16 protein-coding genes and 1 pseudogene are annotated in these 16,206 nt (G+C 48.1%); 7 read left to right on the top strand and 10 right to left on the bottom strand.

Annotation, left to right across the window (positions count from 1 at the left end; all coding sequences use genetic code 11):
* Positions 1-329 precede the first annotated feature (329 nt).
* Positions 330-1,715 (bottom strand): MATE family efflux transporter, encoded by a 1,386-nt coding sequence (locus tag ACLD72_RS25180; RefSeq protein WP_411000664.1) that lies wholly within the window; start codon positions 1,713-1,715, stop codon positions 330-332.
* A gap of 327 nt (positions 1,716-2,042) precedes the next feature.
* On the opposite strand from ACLD72_RS25180, the gene ACLD72_RS25175 reads away from it, so the two are divergent.
* Both ACLD72_RS25175 and ACLD72_RS25170 read left to right on the top strand, forming a co-directional pair.
* Complete coding sequence (locus ACLD72_RS25175; RefSeq protein WP_411000665.1) at positions 2,043-2,453, top strand: hypothetical protein; 411 nt, start codon at positions 2,043-2,045, stop codon at positions 2,451-2,453.
* Positions 2,454-2,492: 39 nt separating this feature from the next.
* Positions 2,493-2,915: a tetratricopeptide repeat protein gene (locus ACLD72_RS25170; RefSeq protein WP_285890352.1), complete on the top strand. Its 423-nt coding sequence runs from the start codon at positions 2,493-2,495 to the stop codon at positions 2,913-2,915.
* A gap of 117 nt (positions 2,916-3,032) precedes the next feature.
* Here the strand turns inward: ACLD72_RS25170 and ACLD72_RS25165 are convergent.
* Both ACLD72_RS25165 and ACLD72_RS25160 read right to left on the bottom strand, forming a co-directional pair.
* Positions 3,033-3,176, bottom strand: a pseudogene (locus ACLD72_RS25165) (winged helix-turn-helix transcriptional regulator); the annotation flags it as partial.
* Between the two features lie 251 nt (positions 3,177-3,427).
* Positions 3,428-4,306 (bottom strand): helix-turn-helix transcriptional regulator, encoded by an 879-nt coding sequence (locus ACLD72_RS25160; protein ID WP_458476207.1) that lies wholly within the window; start codon positions 4,304-4,306, stop codon positions 3,428-3,430.
* A gap of 162 nt (positions 4,307-4,468) precedes the next feature.
* On the opposite strand from ACLD72_RS25160, the gene ACLD72_RS25155 reads away from it, so the two are divergent.
* The gene (locus ACLD72_RS25155) at positions 4,469-4,771 is read left to right on the top strand and encodes a Dabb family protein (RefSeq protein WP_411000668.1); all 303 of its coding nucleotides are present in this window, start codon (positions 4,469-4,471) and stop codon (positions 4,769-4,771) included.
* 239 nt (positions 4,772-5,010) lie between these two features.
* On the opposite strand, the gene ACLD72_RS25150 is transcribed toward ACLD72_RS25155, so the two are convergent.
* Positions 5,011-5,577 (bottom strand): TetR/AcrR family transcriptional regulator, encoded by a 567-nt coding sequence (locus tag ACLD72_RS25150; protein WP_458476206.1) that lies wholly within the window; start codon positions 5,575-5,577, stop codon positions 5,011-5,013.
* Between the two features lie 279 nt (positions 5,578-5,856).
* Between ACLD72_RS25150 and ACLD72_RS25145 the strand changes: the two genes are divergently transcribed.
* A complete protein-coding gene (locus tag ACLD72_RS25145) occupies positions 5,857-6,261 on the top strand; it encodes a VOC family protein (RefSeq protein ID WP_251594142.1) in 405 nt (134 codons plus the stop codon).
* Between the two features lie 228 nt (positions 6,262-6,489).
* On the opposite strand, the gene ACLD72_RS25140 is transcribed toward ACLD72_RS25145, so the two are convergent.
* Positions 6,490-7,176 (bottom strand): TetR/AcrR family transcriptional regulator, encoded by a 687-nt coding sequence (locus ACLD72_RS25140; protein ID WP_411000672.1) that lies wholly within the window; start codon positions 7,174-7,176, stop codon positions 6,490-6,492.
* 136 nt (positions 7,177-7,312) lie between these two features.
* Between ACLD72_RS25140 and ACLD72_RS25135 the strand changes: the two genes are divergently transcribed.
* Entirely contained in the window at positions 7,313-8,665 is a 1,353-nt protein-coding gene (locus ACLD72_RS25135) for an MATE family efflux transporter (RefSeq protein WP_411000674.1), read from the top strand.
* A gap of 83 nt (positions 8,666-8,748) precedes the next feature.
* Here ACLD72_RS25135 and ACLD72_RS25130 read toward each other — a convergent pair whose 3' ends face one another.
* A complete protein-coding gene (locus tag ACLD72_RS25130) occupies positions 8,749-8,988 on the bottom strand; it encodes a hypothetical protein (protein WP_411000676.1) in 240 nt (79 codons plus the stop codon).
* On the opposite strand from ACLD72_RS25130, the gene ACLD72_RS25125 reads away from it, so the two are divergent.
* The gene (locus ACLD72_RS25125; protein WP_458476205.1) at positions 8,942-9,721 is read left to right on the top strand and encodes an alpha/beta hydrolase family protein; all 780 of its coding nucleotides are present in this window, start codon (positions 8,942-8,944) and stop codon (positions 9,719-9,721) included. The two genes, ACLD72_RS25130 and ACLD72_RS25125, sit on opposite strands and share 47 nt — an antisense overlap.
* A gap of 77 nt (positions 9,722-9,798) precedes the next feature.
* On the top strand, positions 9,799-10,368 hold the full coding sequence (locus ACLD72_RS25120; RefSeq protein ID WP_411000680.1) for a DUF4062 domain-containing protein: 570 nt from the start codon (positions 9,799-9,801) through the stop codon (positions 10,366-10,368).
* Between the two features lie 393 nt (positions 10,369-10,761).
* Here ACLD72_RS25120 and ACLD72_RS25115 read toward each other — a convergent pair whose 3' ends face one another.
* The 4 genes from ACLD72_RS25115 to ACLD72_RS25100 all read right to left on the bottom strand — a co-directional run bounded on the left by ACLD72_RS25115 (position 10,762) and on the right by ACLD72_RS25100 (position 16,165).
* A complete protein-coding gene (locus ACLD72_RS25115) occupies positions 10,762-11,775 on the bottom strand; it encodes a zinc-binding alcohol dehydrogenase family protein (RefSeq protein WP_411000682.1) in 1,014 nt (337 codons plus the stop codon).
* A 158-nt stretch (positions 11,776-11,933) separates the two neighbouring features.
* A complete protein-coding gene (locus ACLD72_RS25110; RefSeq protein WP_411000683.1) occupies positions 11,934-14,525 on the bottom strand; it encodes an ABC transporter permease in 2,592 nt (863 codons plus the stop codon).
* Positions 14,522-15,205 carry an ABC transporter ATP-binding protein gene (locus ACLD72_RS25105; RefSeq protein WP_411000685.1) on the bottom strand — a complete coding sequence of 228 codons (684 nt, stop codon included), beginning with the start codon at positions 15,203-15,205 and terminating at the stop codon, positions 14,522-14,524. The genes ACLD72_RS25110 and ACLD72_RS25105 overlap by 4 nt, the downstream gene beginning before the upstream one ends.
* Before the next feature lie 24 nt (positions 15,206-15,229).
* Positions 15,230-16,165 carry a VanZ family protein gene (locus tag ACLD72_RS25100; RefSeq protein ID WP_411000687.1) on the bottom strand — a complete coding sequence of 312 codons (936 nt, stop codon included), beginning with the start codon at positions 16,163-16,165 and terminating at the stop codon, positions 15,230-15,232.
* Positions 16,166-16,206: the final 41 nt, after the last annotated feature.

The following is a 16,206-nucleotide window of genomic DNA, read 5'->3' as shown; positions in this document are numbered from 1 at the left end:
CGGACATTCTCCTTTTTGAATCTAAGACCGAAACAAACCTGTAAATATATTTCATTAATTACCAAAATAGTAATTGGACCATAATTTCAACTTTTCATGTCAGGTTGTTTGCATGGCTAGTGCTCCTCTGTCCGTTACATTTTGCAATCCTCCGTTTTCCCTCAAATAACGGCTCTGGTGTCCCTTAGCCCCCAGAATCCTCTCCCCCTCCCATCTCTACCTGCGCATCGCCCTCTACCATGCCCAAAATTTGATAAAAAAAGCAGCTGATCATCTCTGATTAGCTGCTGCCGTGACTTATTCAATTATCTTTTACTCTCCATAATATCTCACGCCCCCATGCCGTTTTCCGAAACGGAAACAGGCTTCACGAGCGCTTTCTTCTCCCAGGCCCGGCTCCTCCAGCGAAGCAGCATGATGACCCCGCGCAGCCATTCGTCCACCACAAAAGCGATCCAGATGCCAAGCAGCCCCATCCCGAAATGAACGCCTAACGCATAAGCAAGCGGCACTGAGACGCCCCACATCGAGAGCGCGCCCATCAAGACGGGAAAACGCGCATCCCCGGCGGCGCGCAGCGAATTGATGATGACCATATTGAAGGTCCGGCCGGGTTCGAGTACGATGGAAAGCAAAAAAATACTCGCTCCGGCGGCAATGATCTCGGTGTCCTTCGTGAACATGCCGATCAGCCCATGCCGGAATATCGCTGCCGTACCGACGATGGCCAAAGTTAACACGAAGCTGATCCTCACGCTTTTCATGAGTCGCTTGTAGGCCGCTTTCATTTCCCCCGCACCGACCATTTGACCGACAATGATTTCCGTACCCGCCCCGATCGCCATCGCAAGCGCCATAAAATAGTTGGATACGTTCATGACGTAAACATGGGTGTTTAGTGCCGTAATGCCGATCATATTGACAAAACTGATAATCATGAGGTACTGCGACTGCCAGGAGAGATGCTCGCCCGCGGCAGGCAAGCCAACGCTCAAAATCTGTTTCAAGTAGGAACCGTTCCAGGTAATATAATCCTTTCCGCGAATCGGTGCAGGAACCCGCCGATACAAAATGATAAAAAGAACGACGATGCCGAGCAAACGGCTAACGACCGTTGATATAGCCGCACCCGTCACACCCCACTCTGGAAAGCCTAGGTTCCCGAAAATGAGCAAATAATTTCCTGTCACATGAATGATATTGACGCCTAAAGTTACGAACATAACACTTTTGGTGTGTCCGCTCGAACGGATGACCGACGACACCGCATAAGAGAGCGCCTCAATCCACATAAAACCGCCGATGATTTTTAAATAATGGCTTGCGATTCCGATTTGTTCGGGATCTAACTTCAACAGATGCAGGAGAGGCTCCCCATAAAGAACGAGGACCAAGCTGACGAGAATCCCGAAAATCAGGTTCATCGTAATGGCCAGCGCCGAAATGCGGCTCGCCTCTTTCTCCCGCCCGGCGCCGATATACTGGGAGACTGCGACGCTGGTGCCGATGCCGACAAACCCGAACATCAGAATGCAGAAGTAAATAATCTCGTTGGCCAAACCTACTGCCCCGGTCGCCTTATCGGAAATGCGGCTTAACATAAACACGTCCACCGTGCCCAGCAGCATCCGCAGTACGGAATCGACGAAAATAGGCCAAGTCACGGCAAAAAGACTAAGTTTTTTCCATGATGGAATACGATCTGTTAATGTCACGTTTTACATGCTCCTAATGTATCTATTCTTTGTCGCTTCCCCCAGTGTAGCGCCCGGTAGGCCAATACGTCTATGATTATTTTATAATCTCATGACTATCTTTGTTCAACAATCGTTCCTTGTTTATGTAAAATCAAGTTGGGCTTCGCAATTGATCTCGGGTGACAACATAAAGAAAAAAAGGGCGCTATTTCAGCGATATCCCCAAACTATGAATGTGCCTGAAAATTTGGTAGACTTTTCATATCAGAAGACGATACGAACTTAAGAATTCCCGGTCTTAGTATTGTTGGCTCGTCTATCCCCTTGGACTAGGAGAATTGGAACATGTCTGTAATACATGCCTACCTTTCGAAGTCGTCAGATCCTTACTCCTACGAGCGTCTTTCCTCTGAGTTGAGCGCCTATTTTGATTATGAAACTAAGAATGGCCTGGAAATCGGGGCATCGGCGAACCCGTTCACGAAAGCAAGATATATGATTCTTCGTTGGCCAGAGTGGAATTTTTCGGCACATTTTGAAACCGGCCCCAATGTAGTCGCAGATGTCAATTATGTTGCAAGCACCGTCAAGGATTGTCCGCCTGAAATCAAAGACTGTACCGAGCGCATTCGCTTCGTTTTCTCGCCTGATGATGGGAGAGAATTTACGGACCAAATCATTTGGGCGATAGAATATTTATTGGCAATACCAGACGCAATCATTTTTGATGAAAATCAAAAAACGATCATTGGCTAACATTCATGAATCCCATCGAATAGAACAGGAGAGATCGCGTTGCAGCTTTCAGATTCCACTTATTCCGAAATTACCGCTCTATGTAAACAAGGCGATGATTTGGTGAAGGCAGGCGATCTTGATGCGGGCAAGCAAAAATATATTGCCGCCCTCCGTTTATTGCCTGAAAATCATCGAGAATGGGAGGCTGCTACCTGGATATACGTGGCTATTGGAGATGTCCATTTTCGTATGAGGACTTACGATAAGGCCTTCAAGTGCTTTTTTAATGCCGTACAGTGTCCGAAAGGGTTGGGTAATCCGTATATTCATCTTCGACTGGGACAGTTGTATTATGAACAGGAAAACTTTGAAAAGGCGGCTGACGAGTTAACCCGGGCTTACATGGGCGCCGGTATGGAGATTTTTATGGAGGACGACCCAAAGTATCTTGAGTTTTTGGAGACAAAAATAGAGATTTGAAATTAGAAAACCCACGAATCCGCGTTAGAATTAGCTGCCGTTTGCTTGAAAAGGATCTGCACGATAGGCCGATTGTGACACGGTGCAGAACGAAACGGACTAGCGTAAGGTCGAACGCTAGTCCGTTTCTGTTTGTTCATTATTCGCCATTTTGAGCTGCTTTCGCTCGACATGGGCCGCTCCCCATTGATGCACGGCTTCCAAAATCGGAGACAGGCTCTTGCCGTATTTCGTGATGGAGTATTCCACTTTGGGCAGGATTTACGGATAAATGACTTGTGTCTACATCCAGTGGACATTGCTCTAACGGACACCAGCGACCTTATCCGCCCATTTCCCGAGTATTTCCCAGCCTAACGGACACACATGACCCTATTTCGCTCTAAACCCGTTCATCCAGGCCGATTTGAGCTAAATAAGGTCATCTGTGTCCGTTTACATTTTGCAAACCTCCGTTTTTTCGAAAATAACGGCTCTGGTGTCCCTTAGCCCCCAGATTCCTCTCCTCCACACTAAACTCTTTGTAAAGATTCAAAAGGTCCCGGGCGCCGGCTCTGATAATCACTTACCAGCCGCTGCATTTTTTCCACCGTGCCGTCTTGATGGGGAACATGGATGGAAACCGTCAGGTTTGAATCGTCCAAATACTGAAACGAAACAAGATCAAAATTCAGAGTCCCGAGATTCGGACACTGCAGTGCCTTAGGAGCATCGATGGCATCAAGAACCTCATGGGTGTCCCAAAATTCTCGAAACTCGCTGCTGGCTTGGCACAGCGCCTCGAACTGCTCCGACCACCAAGGGTCGTCAACGTGACGTGCATACCCGGCGTGGAATTTTGCGGCGATCCGCCGCGCATGCAGTTCCCATTGGTCCCCCTTGATGTAACGAAAACGGGGTGATGTAAACGTCATCCAGACAAAATTCCGCTCCCTTTCAGACATAGCCGCGAGCTCCCCGTTCAACGCGCAGTAGGCTGCATTCCAGGAAATAATGTTCATTCGCGCATCCATGACATTCGACGGAGACAAGTTTTGGCTATCCAAAAAACGTTGAAGCGCAGGTACTACCTCAGGGGGTTTCTCTATTTCGATCAAGGGGAACTGCTTGCGGGCTAGATGAAACAAGTGCCTGCGTTCCGACTCATTCAACCGAAGCACTCCCGCTATTCGATCAAGGACCTCGGCGGATACGTTGATATGACGCCCTTGTTCCAAGTAGGTATACCAATCCAATCCCACATCTGCCAACAGAGCGACCTCGCTGCGGCGAAGCCCGGGTGTACGTCTGCGTCCGGACTCTGGCAATCCTACTTGCTTAGGGGTTATTCGTTCCCGGCGCGTGCGCAAAAAACGGGACAATTCCTCGTAACGATCCAATCCGTCCGCCATGATCTCCATGCCTCCTATCCATTGATGAACGTAGGATATTCGCGATCCTACGATAACCAGATCTCTTCCTAGCCTCGTCAGGTCCATATACACTAGTCTATGTTCTCCTTAGGGAGTATAGCAAGAAGTGAAGTATAATCAGGAACCTGGGAGGAAAAAAAGATGTTCGAGCATATTGTACTATTGAAACTTAAACCCAATGTTTCTATTGAACAACAAGAAGATGTGGTGAAGCGCGCGCATGCCTTTAAGAGGGATATCCCAGGTATTGTCGATCTAAGCGCCGGGATTAACGTTACGGAGGAAATAGAGCATAAACAGGGGTATACATTGGGCATTCGAGTTACTTTTGAGAATCAGCAGGCTTGCCGGGATTATATTCAGCATCCCCTGCATCAAAATTTTTTGCAATCCATGGGCCCATTTGCCGAAGGAATCGTAGTCATGGATTATCCGATTGCTTAGTGCATCAGAAAAGGACCTAAACGCCCGAAGATCTTCATGTTGGCAAGTCATTCGGATCGGAATAGACGTAATTATTTACGAAGAAACACGGTTTATGTATATAACCTGTTTTCGAACCCTCGCTCTCCAGGCCGAGGGTTCGATCGCGTTGCGTCAGGATGCCGCAGCTTATGGCGCTCAAAATAGATATTCGCTGGTCCGCGATCGATGTCCGGCCAAGCAGTGGTAGGCGTCTCGTACTAAAGTGAAGCGAGTACGCGTTTGATGATCGCCTTTACGAACTGGTCGTCGATCGGCTCGCGCGAGAACCAGCGGCGGTAGAAGAGTGGCCCCAGCAGGGCTGCGACGATCGTTGACAGGTCGGCGTGTGCCGACAGCTCGCCCCTGTCTACCGCGCGCTGCAGGACCTCCCGCAGGGGTGCGGCGTGTCCGCGTTGAATCCGACTGTGGATTTCCGCGAACTCCGGATTGCGCTCGGCGGTGTCGACAATTGACGGCAGGACGAAGGACCAATTGGCCGTCTGCAGCAGGTGCGCGATTTCCACCAGGATAGCCGTGACGTCACCTTCGAGTGAACCGGTGTCGGGCGTTTCCTGCTCAGCAATCATCCGAGAACAGGCGTCGATCACCAGTGCTTCCCGCGTCGGCCAGTGACGGTAGATGGTCGTCTTGGCGACCCCGGAACGACGCGCCACCTCGTCGACGGTGAAGCTAGCCACACCGCCTTCGCTGAGCAGTTCAAATGCAGTGGTCAGAACGGTATGCCGTGAACGCTCGACGCGTCTATTCACCTTGTCCAACGGCACACGTTCAGTTTTCTTAGACGTAGTCACCATCTTCCCTCCAACATAAATGTACTTAAACTGGGATTCGTTGCCTTAAAATAATAGGTCCTTCACATTATACCATGGGAGCATCCTTGGCGCCGGGGGCTTGGGGCTTGCCATTACTACTTATTTGTGCTTCAGTGAGGCAACGAATCCATTGCGAACACATTTTTTTGTTAGCCGCTTGTGTTCTTCAGGCCGATATGATACGATACGGTATCGTAGCGTAAAATTATATTATTGAAAGGTTGATGTCCCGTGAATTTCGCTTCTGTACGCATCATTACCGACGACTTGGATCGGCTCGTCGTGTTCTATGAGAAAGTCACAGGTGTTTCGGCAAAGCGCCCCGCACCTGTTTTCGCTGAGTTTGTTCTGCCATCGTGCACCCTGGCAATCGGCCACTCCCAGACGGTGCAACTGTTTGGCGCTGGTTCCGTGCGCGCGGCCGACAACCACACCGTGATCATCGAGTTTCGCGTCCACGACGTCGATGCCGAGTACACACGCTTGAAGCCGCTTGTCGATGAGTGGGTGCAGGAACCGACCACAATGCCATGGGGGAACCGCTCTGCGCTGTTTCGCGACCCCGACGGCAACCTCGTCAACCTCTTTGCGCCGGTTACCGAGGAAGCGCTAGAGCGGTTCAGCGGCAGGCCTTGACGTTGGGGAACGCGAGGGGAATGCATAACCATTCATTTCCCTTGTGTTGCCCTTGACTAAGAATAACCCCGGGAGCAAACCGGCTCATCATCTTCAAGCCTCTTCCGCTGGGGTTTTGGCGGAAGAGGCTTGCCTTGTACATGAACGATTCGTGGTTTCAAGAACTGGTCGACAAGTTATGTGCCAGGAGCGAGGAGTTCCGGACGCTATGGGAACAACATTTACATTCTACTTCTCCTGCTCCTTTATCACCTGCTCAATCCCGAGCAGAATCAGCTTCAAGCCGAACTCGAATGCCCTGTCGGTCCCCATCAGCTTGAACAACCCGTTCGTGAACATCCTTCGGAACAGTCCCGCTTCCGTCTCGCTCATGGAGTCCAGCAGGTGGATCATCTCCTCGCCCGGAAGCGCTTCCTCCCCCTGCTCCTTAAGAATAGCGGAAACATTGCGCTCATGCTGATAAGCGTCCAGAACGAAGAAGTAGACATAGTTGACAAACGTAGTAATGACTTGCATTTTCTGCTCTTGCTCAAGCGGTGTCGATTCCACACAGAGCATCATCCGGTTGGTAAACCGGATGATGTCCGGTTCATGGGGCAGCGTCATCATCATGAGCTGCGTGGAGCAGGGATACCGGCTGAGCACGCTCCGTACCGTTCCCGCAAGCCCTGTCAGTTGCTCCTTCCAATCTCCCTCGGAGTGAAACTCCTCCAGAATGAGCTTCGATACCTGATTAGCCAGACGCTGGTAGAGATTCTGCTTGCTCTTGAAGTACCAGTACAGAGAGGGAGCCTGAATCCCCAGCCGGTCGGCCAGTCGTCTCATGCTGAATTTCTCGATCCCCCCCTCCCCCAAAAGCTCCCAAGAAGCTTCCAAAATCTTATCCTCCGAAATCTGAGGCTGCTGCTTTTTCATCGTTATCCGCCCTTTTATCTAACAGTGTAAGTTTATGCTTTACAGGTCTATAGGTTCATGATATCATCTAACACTGTAAGGTTCAAACTAACACCGTTAGATAAGAACAAAATATATTAAGAAAGTGGTGACCCGCATGGATGCAGAGAACCTCCATTATTTTGAAAAAGCACCGATCGCTAAAGCCGTAGCTCACTTCGCTGTACCTATGATGCTAGGTACGTCAATGAGTGTCATCTATTCCATCTTGAATGCCTATTTCCTTGGTACGCTGGGCAATACCGCCATGTTAACCGCACTAGCACTAATTTTGCCGTTATTCGCGATCATCATGGCTCTAGGCAACTTGATTGGCATAGGCAGCGGTACCTTCATCTCCCGTTTGCTGGGTGAGAAAAAATATGATGATGTAAAGCATGTGTCTTCATTCGCCTTTTACAGCAGTTTAGTTCTCGGTCTTATCGTGATGGCCGTCGGTCTCCCATTGATCGATCCAATCGTCCAGGGCCTGGGGGCAACGCCTGACTCCTTCGGCTTCACGAAGGATTATGTCACAATTATGCTTATGGGTTCACCATTCGTCGTATTATTCTTCACGCTGGAGAATATCGTGCGTTCGGAGGGTGCGGCTATCACGTCGATGATCGGTATGATTCTGAGTGTTGTCGTGAATATTATTCTCGATGCGCTGGCCATCTTCGTTTTCCATTGGGGCGTGATCGGCGTTGCGTCTGCTACGGTCATTTCTAACTTGGTTGCGAGTGTTTTCTACGCCTTTCATATGGGATATAAAAGCCAATTCTTAACTGTCTCCATAAAATGGTTCAGGGCCACCAAGGACATTCTAAGCAATGTATTCAAAATCGGAGTTCCCGTCTTTATTATGAGTATCTTCTTGGGTGCAATGTCGCTGATCTTCAACCATTTTCTTGTCGAATATGGAGATCAGGCCGTAGCGGCTTACGGAATATCATCGCGTTTATTGCAGTTTCCTGAGTTTATTCTGATGGGCTTATGCGAGGGAGTCGTGCCGCTCATTGCCTTCTCTTTTACAGCAGATAAATTACGTATGAAGCATACCATTGGATTTACGATCAAAACGATTGTGGCGTTAGCCGTTGTGTTCGGCGTCATCGTCTATCTGATTTCCGACCACTTGATTGGTTTATTTACGAATGATCCGCAATTAATTGAAATGGGCAGCTACATTCTGCATGTGACGTTCTTATCCTTGTTCATTACAGGAATGACTACGTTGTTTACGGGGATCTTCCAAGCAACAGCGCAAGGAACCGCCGCGTTCATGATGTCCGTTATTCAGGGAATTACTCTGATTCCTGTGTTGTTTATTGCCAATCAAATGAACGGCTTCCACGGGGTGGTCTGGTCGCTCGTCATTGCGGATGCAGTAGCGTTCCTTGTTGGAGCCATCATGCTGTATGCGCTGCGGAATAAATTGCAGCCGGATTTGGAAAGTTTAGTGCAGTAGAAAAAACATATAACACTCAGGAAGGAAGGATCGGGGCAGCCCCCGATCCTTCCTTCTTAGGTACATAGGGGAATAGGCTATTGTCAGATATGATTCACCGTTCTACTCGTAAGCTTATGCTGCTTTAACACCTCCAGCATCCTATTACACCAGAGGATACTTGCCTCCTCGAAGTTTATCCCCATTTCTATAACGGAAATTGTAGAAAACAGAGGGTGATTGACGTCAGGGCTCTGTTCTTGAAAGGAAGAAATCCTCTCTCTATAATCCTCTAACGTGGAGGATAAACGTATTTTGGAAACATGGGGGCTGAGCCGGAGCACATTCAGACAGGCTCTTACTTTACTTAATCATCATTGGGAGATTGTTACTATTCCTTATGAAAATACTAAGCTGCCCGGTTACTTATATTTAGCCGGAAATCGACCAGGCCCTGTTTTGATTGTTCATGGTGGATATGATTCCACTGCAGAAGAGCTTTATTTCCAAGTCGTTATCTCTGCTTTAGAAAGAGGTTATCATTGTTTGGTATTCGAGGGTCCAGGACAAGGGGCTGTTATACGCGAACAGCAAATTCCATTCAGACATGACTGGGAGGCTGTTGTAACTCCTGTTGTCGATTATCTGGCTAAACGTCCGGAAGTCATTTCCGACAAAATCGCGTTAATGGGTATTAGTTTAGGTGGGTATTTGGCTCCGCGCGCAGCTGCTTATGAGCACAGGCTCGCTGCTTGCATAGCAAATGACGGTTTATTCTCCTTCCAAGTGGGGGCAATAGCTGCGGGATTAGGCGGTAAAGCAGGCGGTGAATTCGATTTAAGTTCACTTGTGCACAAAACGGAACCTTTTACCTTAGAAGGCGTTGCTGAACAAATCCAGTGTCCCGTGCTTGTTTGCGAAGCGGAACATGATCACGCTTTTGCAGGACAGCCCGAACGATTATACACAGCTTTAAGAGGTCCCAAAACATATATGAAGTTTACTGCGGAAGATTCTGCTGAGGAACACTGCCATTTTGGAGCACTGAAATTGGCTAACCACCGTATATTCAACTGATTAGATCAAGTTTTGACAATTAAAGTGAGCGAGTGGTAGATTCTATTTATACTAAAATTCTTTAATTTGGGTGGGCTATGAGAAAAAAACTACAAATTTACATATCGTCTACTTACTACGATCTTATCGAGGAAAGACATATCGCTGTCGAAGCCATACTTCAAGCCGGTCATATCCCTGCTGGGGTAGAGCAATCTTTCAAGGAAAGTCCAATGAAAATCAGGAAGAGATGGATCGACGAGTCCGATGTGTATATCCTGATTCTCGGAGGATTCTATGGCTTAACGCTTCCTGATGATGAATCCAAGAGCTATACGCAATGGGAATACGAGTATGCCGGAGAAGCGGGCAAACCTAGATTTGCTTTTGTTGTCACGGATGAAGCATTAAGACAAAAGCCATACGACTTCACAGCAATTGAATACTATCAGAAGTTTCAAGAGTTTAAGCAAGCGGTCATGGAACAAGTCCCTACCTATTATGTTGAAGATGTACGGCACATTACAATGGTACTTCGTGACCAATTGCCGGTGTATGCAGCAAGAGACGATTTGTATGGCTGGGTTTCCGGCAAGGATATCCCGGACGTTCAACAGCTGTTGGAAGAGAATACAAGATTAAAGGCGGAATTGGAGAAAAAGAAATAAGAAGAACGCCAGACGGCGTCCTTTGTCCTTTAGTGGCTCTGACTTCTACTTTGGAGCGATTGGAGGGATGGGTTCCCATTCCCTCTTCGGTTTTTTGAGTAACCTTCCCCCTTCTTTGACGAACAGTAGCGTCGAGTACCTCGGCCCTTTCCAATCTGTAGTCTACATCCAGTGGACGCTGCTCTAACGGACACCAGCGACCTTATCCGCCCATTTCCCGGGTATTTCCCAGGCTAACGGACACACACGACCCTATTTCGCTCTAAACCCGTTCATTCAGGACGATTTGAGCTAAATAAGGTCTTCTGTGTCCATTACATTTTGCAATCCTCCGTTTTTTCGAAAATAACGGCTCTGGTGTCCCTTAGCACCCAGATTCCCCTTCTACTCCCCTCAGAATTTTTCAAATCCTTCTAATACGATTTTGCCGAGCATACTTCCGGTCAAACTCTGGCGAAATGCTTCCTTCATGTTATCAGGATTAATGGGTGCCAAACGCTGTTTTAAAGTTGTTCGTATTTTCCCCGAATCCACCAAATGAGACACCTCAGTAAGCAACCGATGCTGTTCAATCATATCGTCCGTCTGAAACATGGAACGAGTGAACATCAGTTCCCAAACCAATGTCACGCTTTTTGCAAAGAACGCGCTAAGATCAACCTGTTGTTCGAATGGCAAAACCGAGCAGATTTTTCCTTGTGGCAAAATCACTTTCGCCAGCTCATTCAAATACTGATCCGGACTATTTAATACTAAAATATACTTAACGCCATGCAGGCCAGATTCCTTTAGCTGAGGCTCCAACGGTTGACGATGATCGATAACATGATCGGCACCGTTTTCCTTTGTCCATTCAATCGATTCGGGACGCGAGGCTGTGGCGATAACCTGAAGTCCGGCAAGCTTGGCCAGTTGGGTAGCGATCGATCCGACTCCCCCCGCGGCCCCGATAATCAAAATACTTTTACCCTTATTGTCTGATGGATTCTTGGATATTCCCAAGCGGTCATACAAAGCTTCCCACGCTGTAATCGTTGTTAGCGGCAGCGCCGCCGCCTCTGCGTAATCGAGGCTTTGCGGTTTTCTGCCGACGATTCGTTCATCAACCAGGTGAAACTCGCTGAACCCGCCTGGCCGAATGTTGCTGCCAGAATAATAAACTTCATCCCCAACCTTGAACAGATGGCAATCCGGTCCCGTTTCGACCACTACGCCGGCTACGTCTCGGCCTGCTATCGTAGAATCATCAGGTTTCTTAGCCATGTGCGAACGCCAATCCGTTGGATTGACAGATACCGCCCTCACTTCTACGAGCAAATCCCTCCCTGACGCTTTTGGTCTCTCAACTTCAACCTCCTCAAACGCGGGTACTCCTTCCTCAGGTTTATAGTATCCAATCTTGGACAAGATCGGCTTTGAAGACCAGAAAAAGCCATCCTGCTCGGATGGGCACAGACGGGCACCCTTCCAGGTGCCCTTAATTTTCCACCTTCAAACGGCCTTAGTCGACAATATTAAGAGTTTTATTGGTGACAGTATGCATCACTCATGTTGACCAATAGCTCTCATATATTCTCTTGCTTTAATGCATCTATAATATTTTCCTTTCTTACTTTCGCGCCGGAATAAACAATCGCGGAACCGACAATGACAAATACGGCGACAATGACAGACAGAATGCTCATCCAAGGGAGGGTGAACCCGTAGCTGAATTTGTTCGCAAATGCTCTATAGATCAGAACCATCGCGGCGAAACTAACGGGAAGCCCGAACAACAGCGACTTGACTCCGTAAAAAATACTTTCATAGTTCATCATTTTCGCAAAGCCTTTTGGCGTCATGCCTACGGATTTCAGCATCGCAAATTCTCGTTTGCGAAGAGACAACCCCGTTGAGATCGTATTAAAAATGTTCGCAATGGAAATCGCAGAGATTAATACGATAAAACCGTAAGAAAAGACGGACATCAAGAGAATCTGCCGTTCTTCGCTTTTTCTGGATTGATATACATTGTAGACGTTCAGATTGGTCTCATGCATCTCTTCAATTTCCTGCTGCGTTCTCATCGGTTCCGTGCTTTTCAAATGGAGGTACGTCGAAGCGTTAGCTTGGTCCTCGTCGCCTGCCAGCCGATTCAAGACGCGTTCCGACACGATCATATTTAATCCGCCTACGCCTATCGGGTTCATTCCCATCGGGGCTTGATCCGTCAATGCGGCAACGATCACTTTATCTGCCTTTGTTTCTTCCCCATTTTCTTGATAGAAGTTCGTTAGCTCGATACTTTGACCGACCTTCGTATACATGGCCTTCGTCTGCACATATTTCCCCGTGCCCATATCTTTGTAGTGAATCGTATCCATCACGATCGCAGCGGGATGATCCGGATCCGTAAGCTGTTCGTAGTCTGCTCCAACCGCTTTGGCATAGGCTTGCAGACTCGAATCGTTTAAGGCAAGAATCTTAATATCGTAGGGGTATTTCCCGTCTTGCAGCAGACTCTTATCCTTCTTAATACGCTCTTGCAATTCGTCGGCGATGATCGCCGCATCGACCCAAGCGTTCCCATATAACTCGTGAATCACGTTGTATTCCGTGACGCCATCCAGGGATACAATCGATCGCAGCAACCGGTCATCTATTCTTTTGCCATCGCTGTACGATACTTCAATATCGTAATTGACGCCTTCCCGCGACAGTTCCAGGGATTGTGTCATACCGGCCGTAAAAAACGATACCGTCAAAAACAAGACGATGCTGATGACAAGCGAAAAAAGAATAGCATGGTATCTCCGTTTGTTCCTTTTTAAGTTTTTCAGCCCGATTTCCGCTTCGATCCCGAAGAGCTTGCGGATGTACTTCGACGTTTTCACAGCTTTGGCTGTAAGCTTTATGTCGGCAGCTTGGCGAATCGCGTCCATAGCAGAAACCTTGGATGCTTTCAGCGCCGGGAGATACGCCGAAACGAAAATCGTCAGCATCGAAACAAGACAAGCAATCAAGAGCGATAATGGCGTGACGATGAGCCTCAGCTTTTCACTGGTCCCTAATGCCTCTTCAATCATCGCGTTCATGAACCAAAAGGTGATCCCGATCCCCGCAAGACCGCATAGGATGCCAATGGGAATGCTGATCAAGCCAATGACGGCACCTTCAAAAAGCACTGAATTTCGCTTTTGCCTTTTCGTAGCGCCCACGCTCGCGAGCATCCCTAAATGGCGGGAACGTTCCGCGACGGAGATCGCAAAAGCGTTATAGATGAGCGAAACCGAGCCGATCATAATCACCGCCATAAGGATCGCCGATAAGGAGAACATCATGCTGTACGAGGCTTTGCTTTTGGACAAGCCGTAATAATGAAGCAAATCGTTATTATATTGGACGGTTTCAATTTGGTTTTGCTTAGCCAAATCCTCCGCATGAGCGAACAAGGACGGATTAACACGCTGTAAGACCACCGACGCATCGACTCGATCGTTTTCCCCGATCATATGATCATCGACATAGCTAATGATCGTATAACCCGGGGCCCACGCCGGTTCCCATGCGGGACGCTTGATGAAGCCTACTACCGTATATTCCCTTATCTTGATATGCTGCAACGTTTCGGTCAATGTGCCGTCTTCCCTGCGCAGTGATTCGGTCTGATCTAGGGGATGATCGCCCCCTTGTTGGAATCGTTCGCCGACGCGAAGGGTTAGACGATCGCCGATTTCGTACTTCACTTTGGCGTTCATGGCAACGGGCTCGGAGATCACAACTTCCTTATCCGTACGCGGAAGACGCCCCTGGCTTAGTTCAACCTGGAATTGTGCGAACCCTTGCGCATCATATTCCTTGATGAACAAATACGGCTTATTAGGATTTTGTCCCCCTTCTAATGGGGCATAGCCAAGGTCTCTTGTGATCGCAACGCTTTTGGTTGCATCATCGCCCCGTATCGCCGTCAGCTGTTCTTTGGTCACATTTTGATATTGGACATGCCACTCCCCTGTATCCGCAATGGTCTGCCTAATCATTAAATCCGAAAAGGAGAAAACAAGCGTAGCGACAGCGGTCACCATGGCAACCGAAATGATGACGCCGACGATGGTTACAAGCGTTCGTCTCTTGTTCTGCTTCAGATGCCGGATGGTTAACGTATTGACAATATTCATCGCCTGATCACCTCGTCTTTGGCAATCCTCCCGTCTTCAATCGAAATGATCCTGTCGGCTTGCAAGGCGATCCGTTCGTCGTGCGTGATCACGATCAGCGTCTGATGATAGGTCTTATTCAGCATTTTTAATAAGTCGATGATCTCGCTGCTATTCTTGCTGTCCAGATTTCCGGTCGGTTCGTCGGCCAGCATGATCGCAGGATTGCCGATGAGCGCTCGGCCGATCGAGACCCGCTGCTGTTGTCCGCCGGATAGCTGATTCGGCAGGTGGTTTAATCGATGCTGCAAATTCAACGTATTCACAAGGCCATCCAATTGCCTTTGATCTACCTTTTGTTTATCCAGCAAGAGCGGCAGCGTAATATTCTCTTCCACCGTCAGGACGGGAATCAAATTGAAAAACTGGTAGATCAGGCCGATTTGCCTGCGCCTGAAGATGGCCAGCTGCGTTTCGTTCAAGGCATACATATCCGTATCCTGAACATAAACCTTCCCTCCAGTCGGCCGATCCACGCCGCCCAGCATATGAAGGAGCGTTGATTTCCCCGATCCGGACGGGCCGATAATCGCAACGAATTCGCCTTTTTGGACCGAAAAGGAAACATCGTCAAGCGCCTTCACCACCGATTCGCCTGCGCCGTATATTTTAGACAAATGCTCAATTTTTAAAATTTCCATTATTTTACTCTTTTCCCTAAATGCTCAATTCCAGGTATATACCATCTCTCTATATCCAACATCCCAAAGGGTTTCATTCCCCTCAATAATTATCGTAAGCTCATTTGCCTGGGGGAGATAAATGATCCTCATATCCGGCTCATGGAGTTGATCTTCTGCGGATACGGACAGGAACTCCTGCCCGTCAACGGTAACCTTGATGCTGCCCTGGAAATCCTTCTGATCAGGAATTCCATAATTCAAGCTAAGATACAACTCCTTATTGCCTAACGTATACGTGTACGTCTCCTGCTTGTTACCTTCGATGCCATACACATTATATTGGGGTTCCACGTCTTGACCGCCAACCTTAAGACTGCTCGGTTTGGTTCCCGTTATTGTATTCCCGGTACTATCCTTCAAATCGTTGATCGCCACAAAGGGGCCAATTTCTTTGGTGAACATTTGGTCAATCATCCCGAAGACCCCCCACACGCCGAGCATCAAGACAGCACTGGAAATACCCGTGACAGCAATATTTCTCCAGTTGTTTTTTGTACGAAAGCCAAGCTTGTACGCCCCGAATCCGATGGCAGCACCCAATGAGTTCTGGATGACGTCGTTAATATCAAAGCTGCCGAGGAAAGTTAGTGCCTGAATGGTCTCCACCACAAGAATGGACAGGATGAACAAAGTCATAAAGCGAACAAAGCTGGTTCGATATAACAACGGAATCAATATGCCAAAAGGGATAAAGGCTGCGATGTTCCCGAGATCCACAAAATCCATCAGCGTGGGATGTAGAATATCGGATAGACCCGGCACCCTAAAAAAAGCGTCCGGCAAAAAAATAAAGGTGTACTCGCTGATTTGATCTACACTATCCGTTCTGCCGAAAGCGAAAAACCAAAAATAAATAATTAAAAGGGTATAGCATATAGTGATTGCATAAATAGTCTTACGCTGTTGCTTCAAATGCATGCTCTTACCTCCATCGTTCATCTGATGAATATCATTTTATC

The sequence above is a fragment of the Paenibacillus lacisediminis genome, assembly GCF_046567315.2.
This window is presented reverse-complemented; position numbering and strand designations above follow the sequence as displayed.

What these genes read in the sequence shown, in the direction of transcription:
- ACLD72_RS25120 (WP_411000680.1), top strand. Translation starts at nt 9,799, where the DNA reads ATGAGAAAAAAACTACAAATTTACATATCGTCTACTTACTACGATCTT.
- ACLD72_RS25155 (WP_411000668.1), top strand. Translation starts at nt 4,469, where the DNA reads ATGTTCGAGCATATTGTACTATTGAAACTTAAACCCAATGTTTCTATT.
- ACLD72_RS25175 (WP_411000665.1), top strand. Translation starts at nt 2,043, where the DNA reads ATGTCTGTAATACATGCCTACCTTTCGAAGTCGTCAGATCCTTACTCC.
- ACLD72_RS25135 (WP_411000674.1), top strand. Translation starts at nt 7,313, where the DNA reads ATGGATGCAGAGAACCTCCATTATTTTGAAAAAGCACCGATCGCTAAA.
- ACLD72_RS25160 (WP_458476207.1), bottom strand. Translation starts at nt 4,306, where the DNA reads ATGGCGGACGGATTGGATCGTTACGAGGAATTGTCCCGTTTTTTGCGC.
- ACLD72_RS25105 (WP_411000685.1), bottom strand. Translation starts at nt 15,205, where the DNA reads ATGGAAATTTTAAAAATTGAGCATTTGTCTAAAATATACGGCGCAGGC.
- ACLD72_RS25110 (WP_411000683.1), bottom strand. Translation starts at nt 14,525, where the DNA reads ATGAATATTGTCAATACGTTAACCATCCGGCATCTGAAGCAGAACAAG.
- ACLD72_RS25100 (WP_411000687.1), bottom strand. Translation starts at nt 16,165, where the DNA reads ATGCATTTGAAGCAACAGCGTAAGACTATTTATGCAATCACTATATGC.
- ACLD72_RS25140 (WP_411000672.1), bottom strand. Translation starts at nt 7,176, where the DNA reads ATGAAAAAGCAGCAGCCTCAGATTTCGGAGGATAAGATTTTGGAAGCT.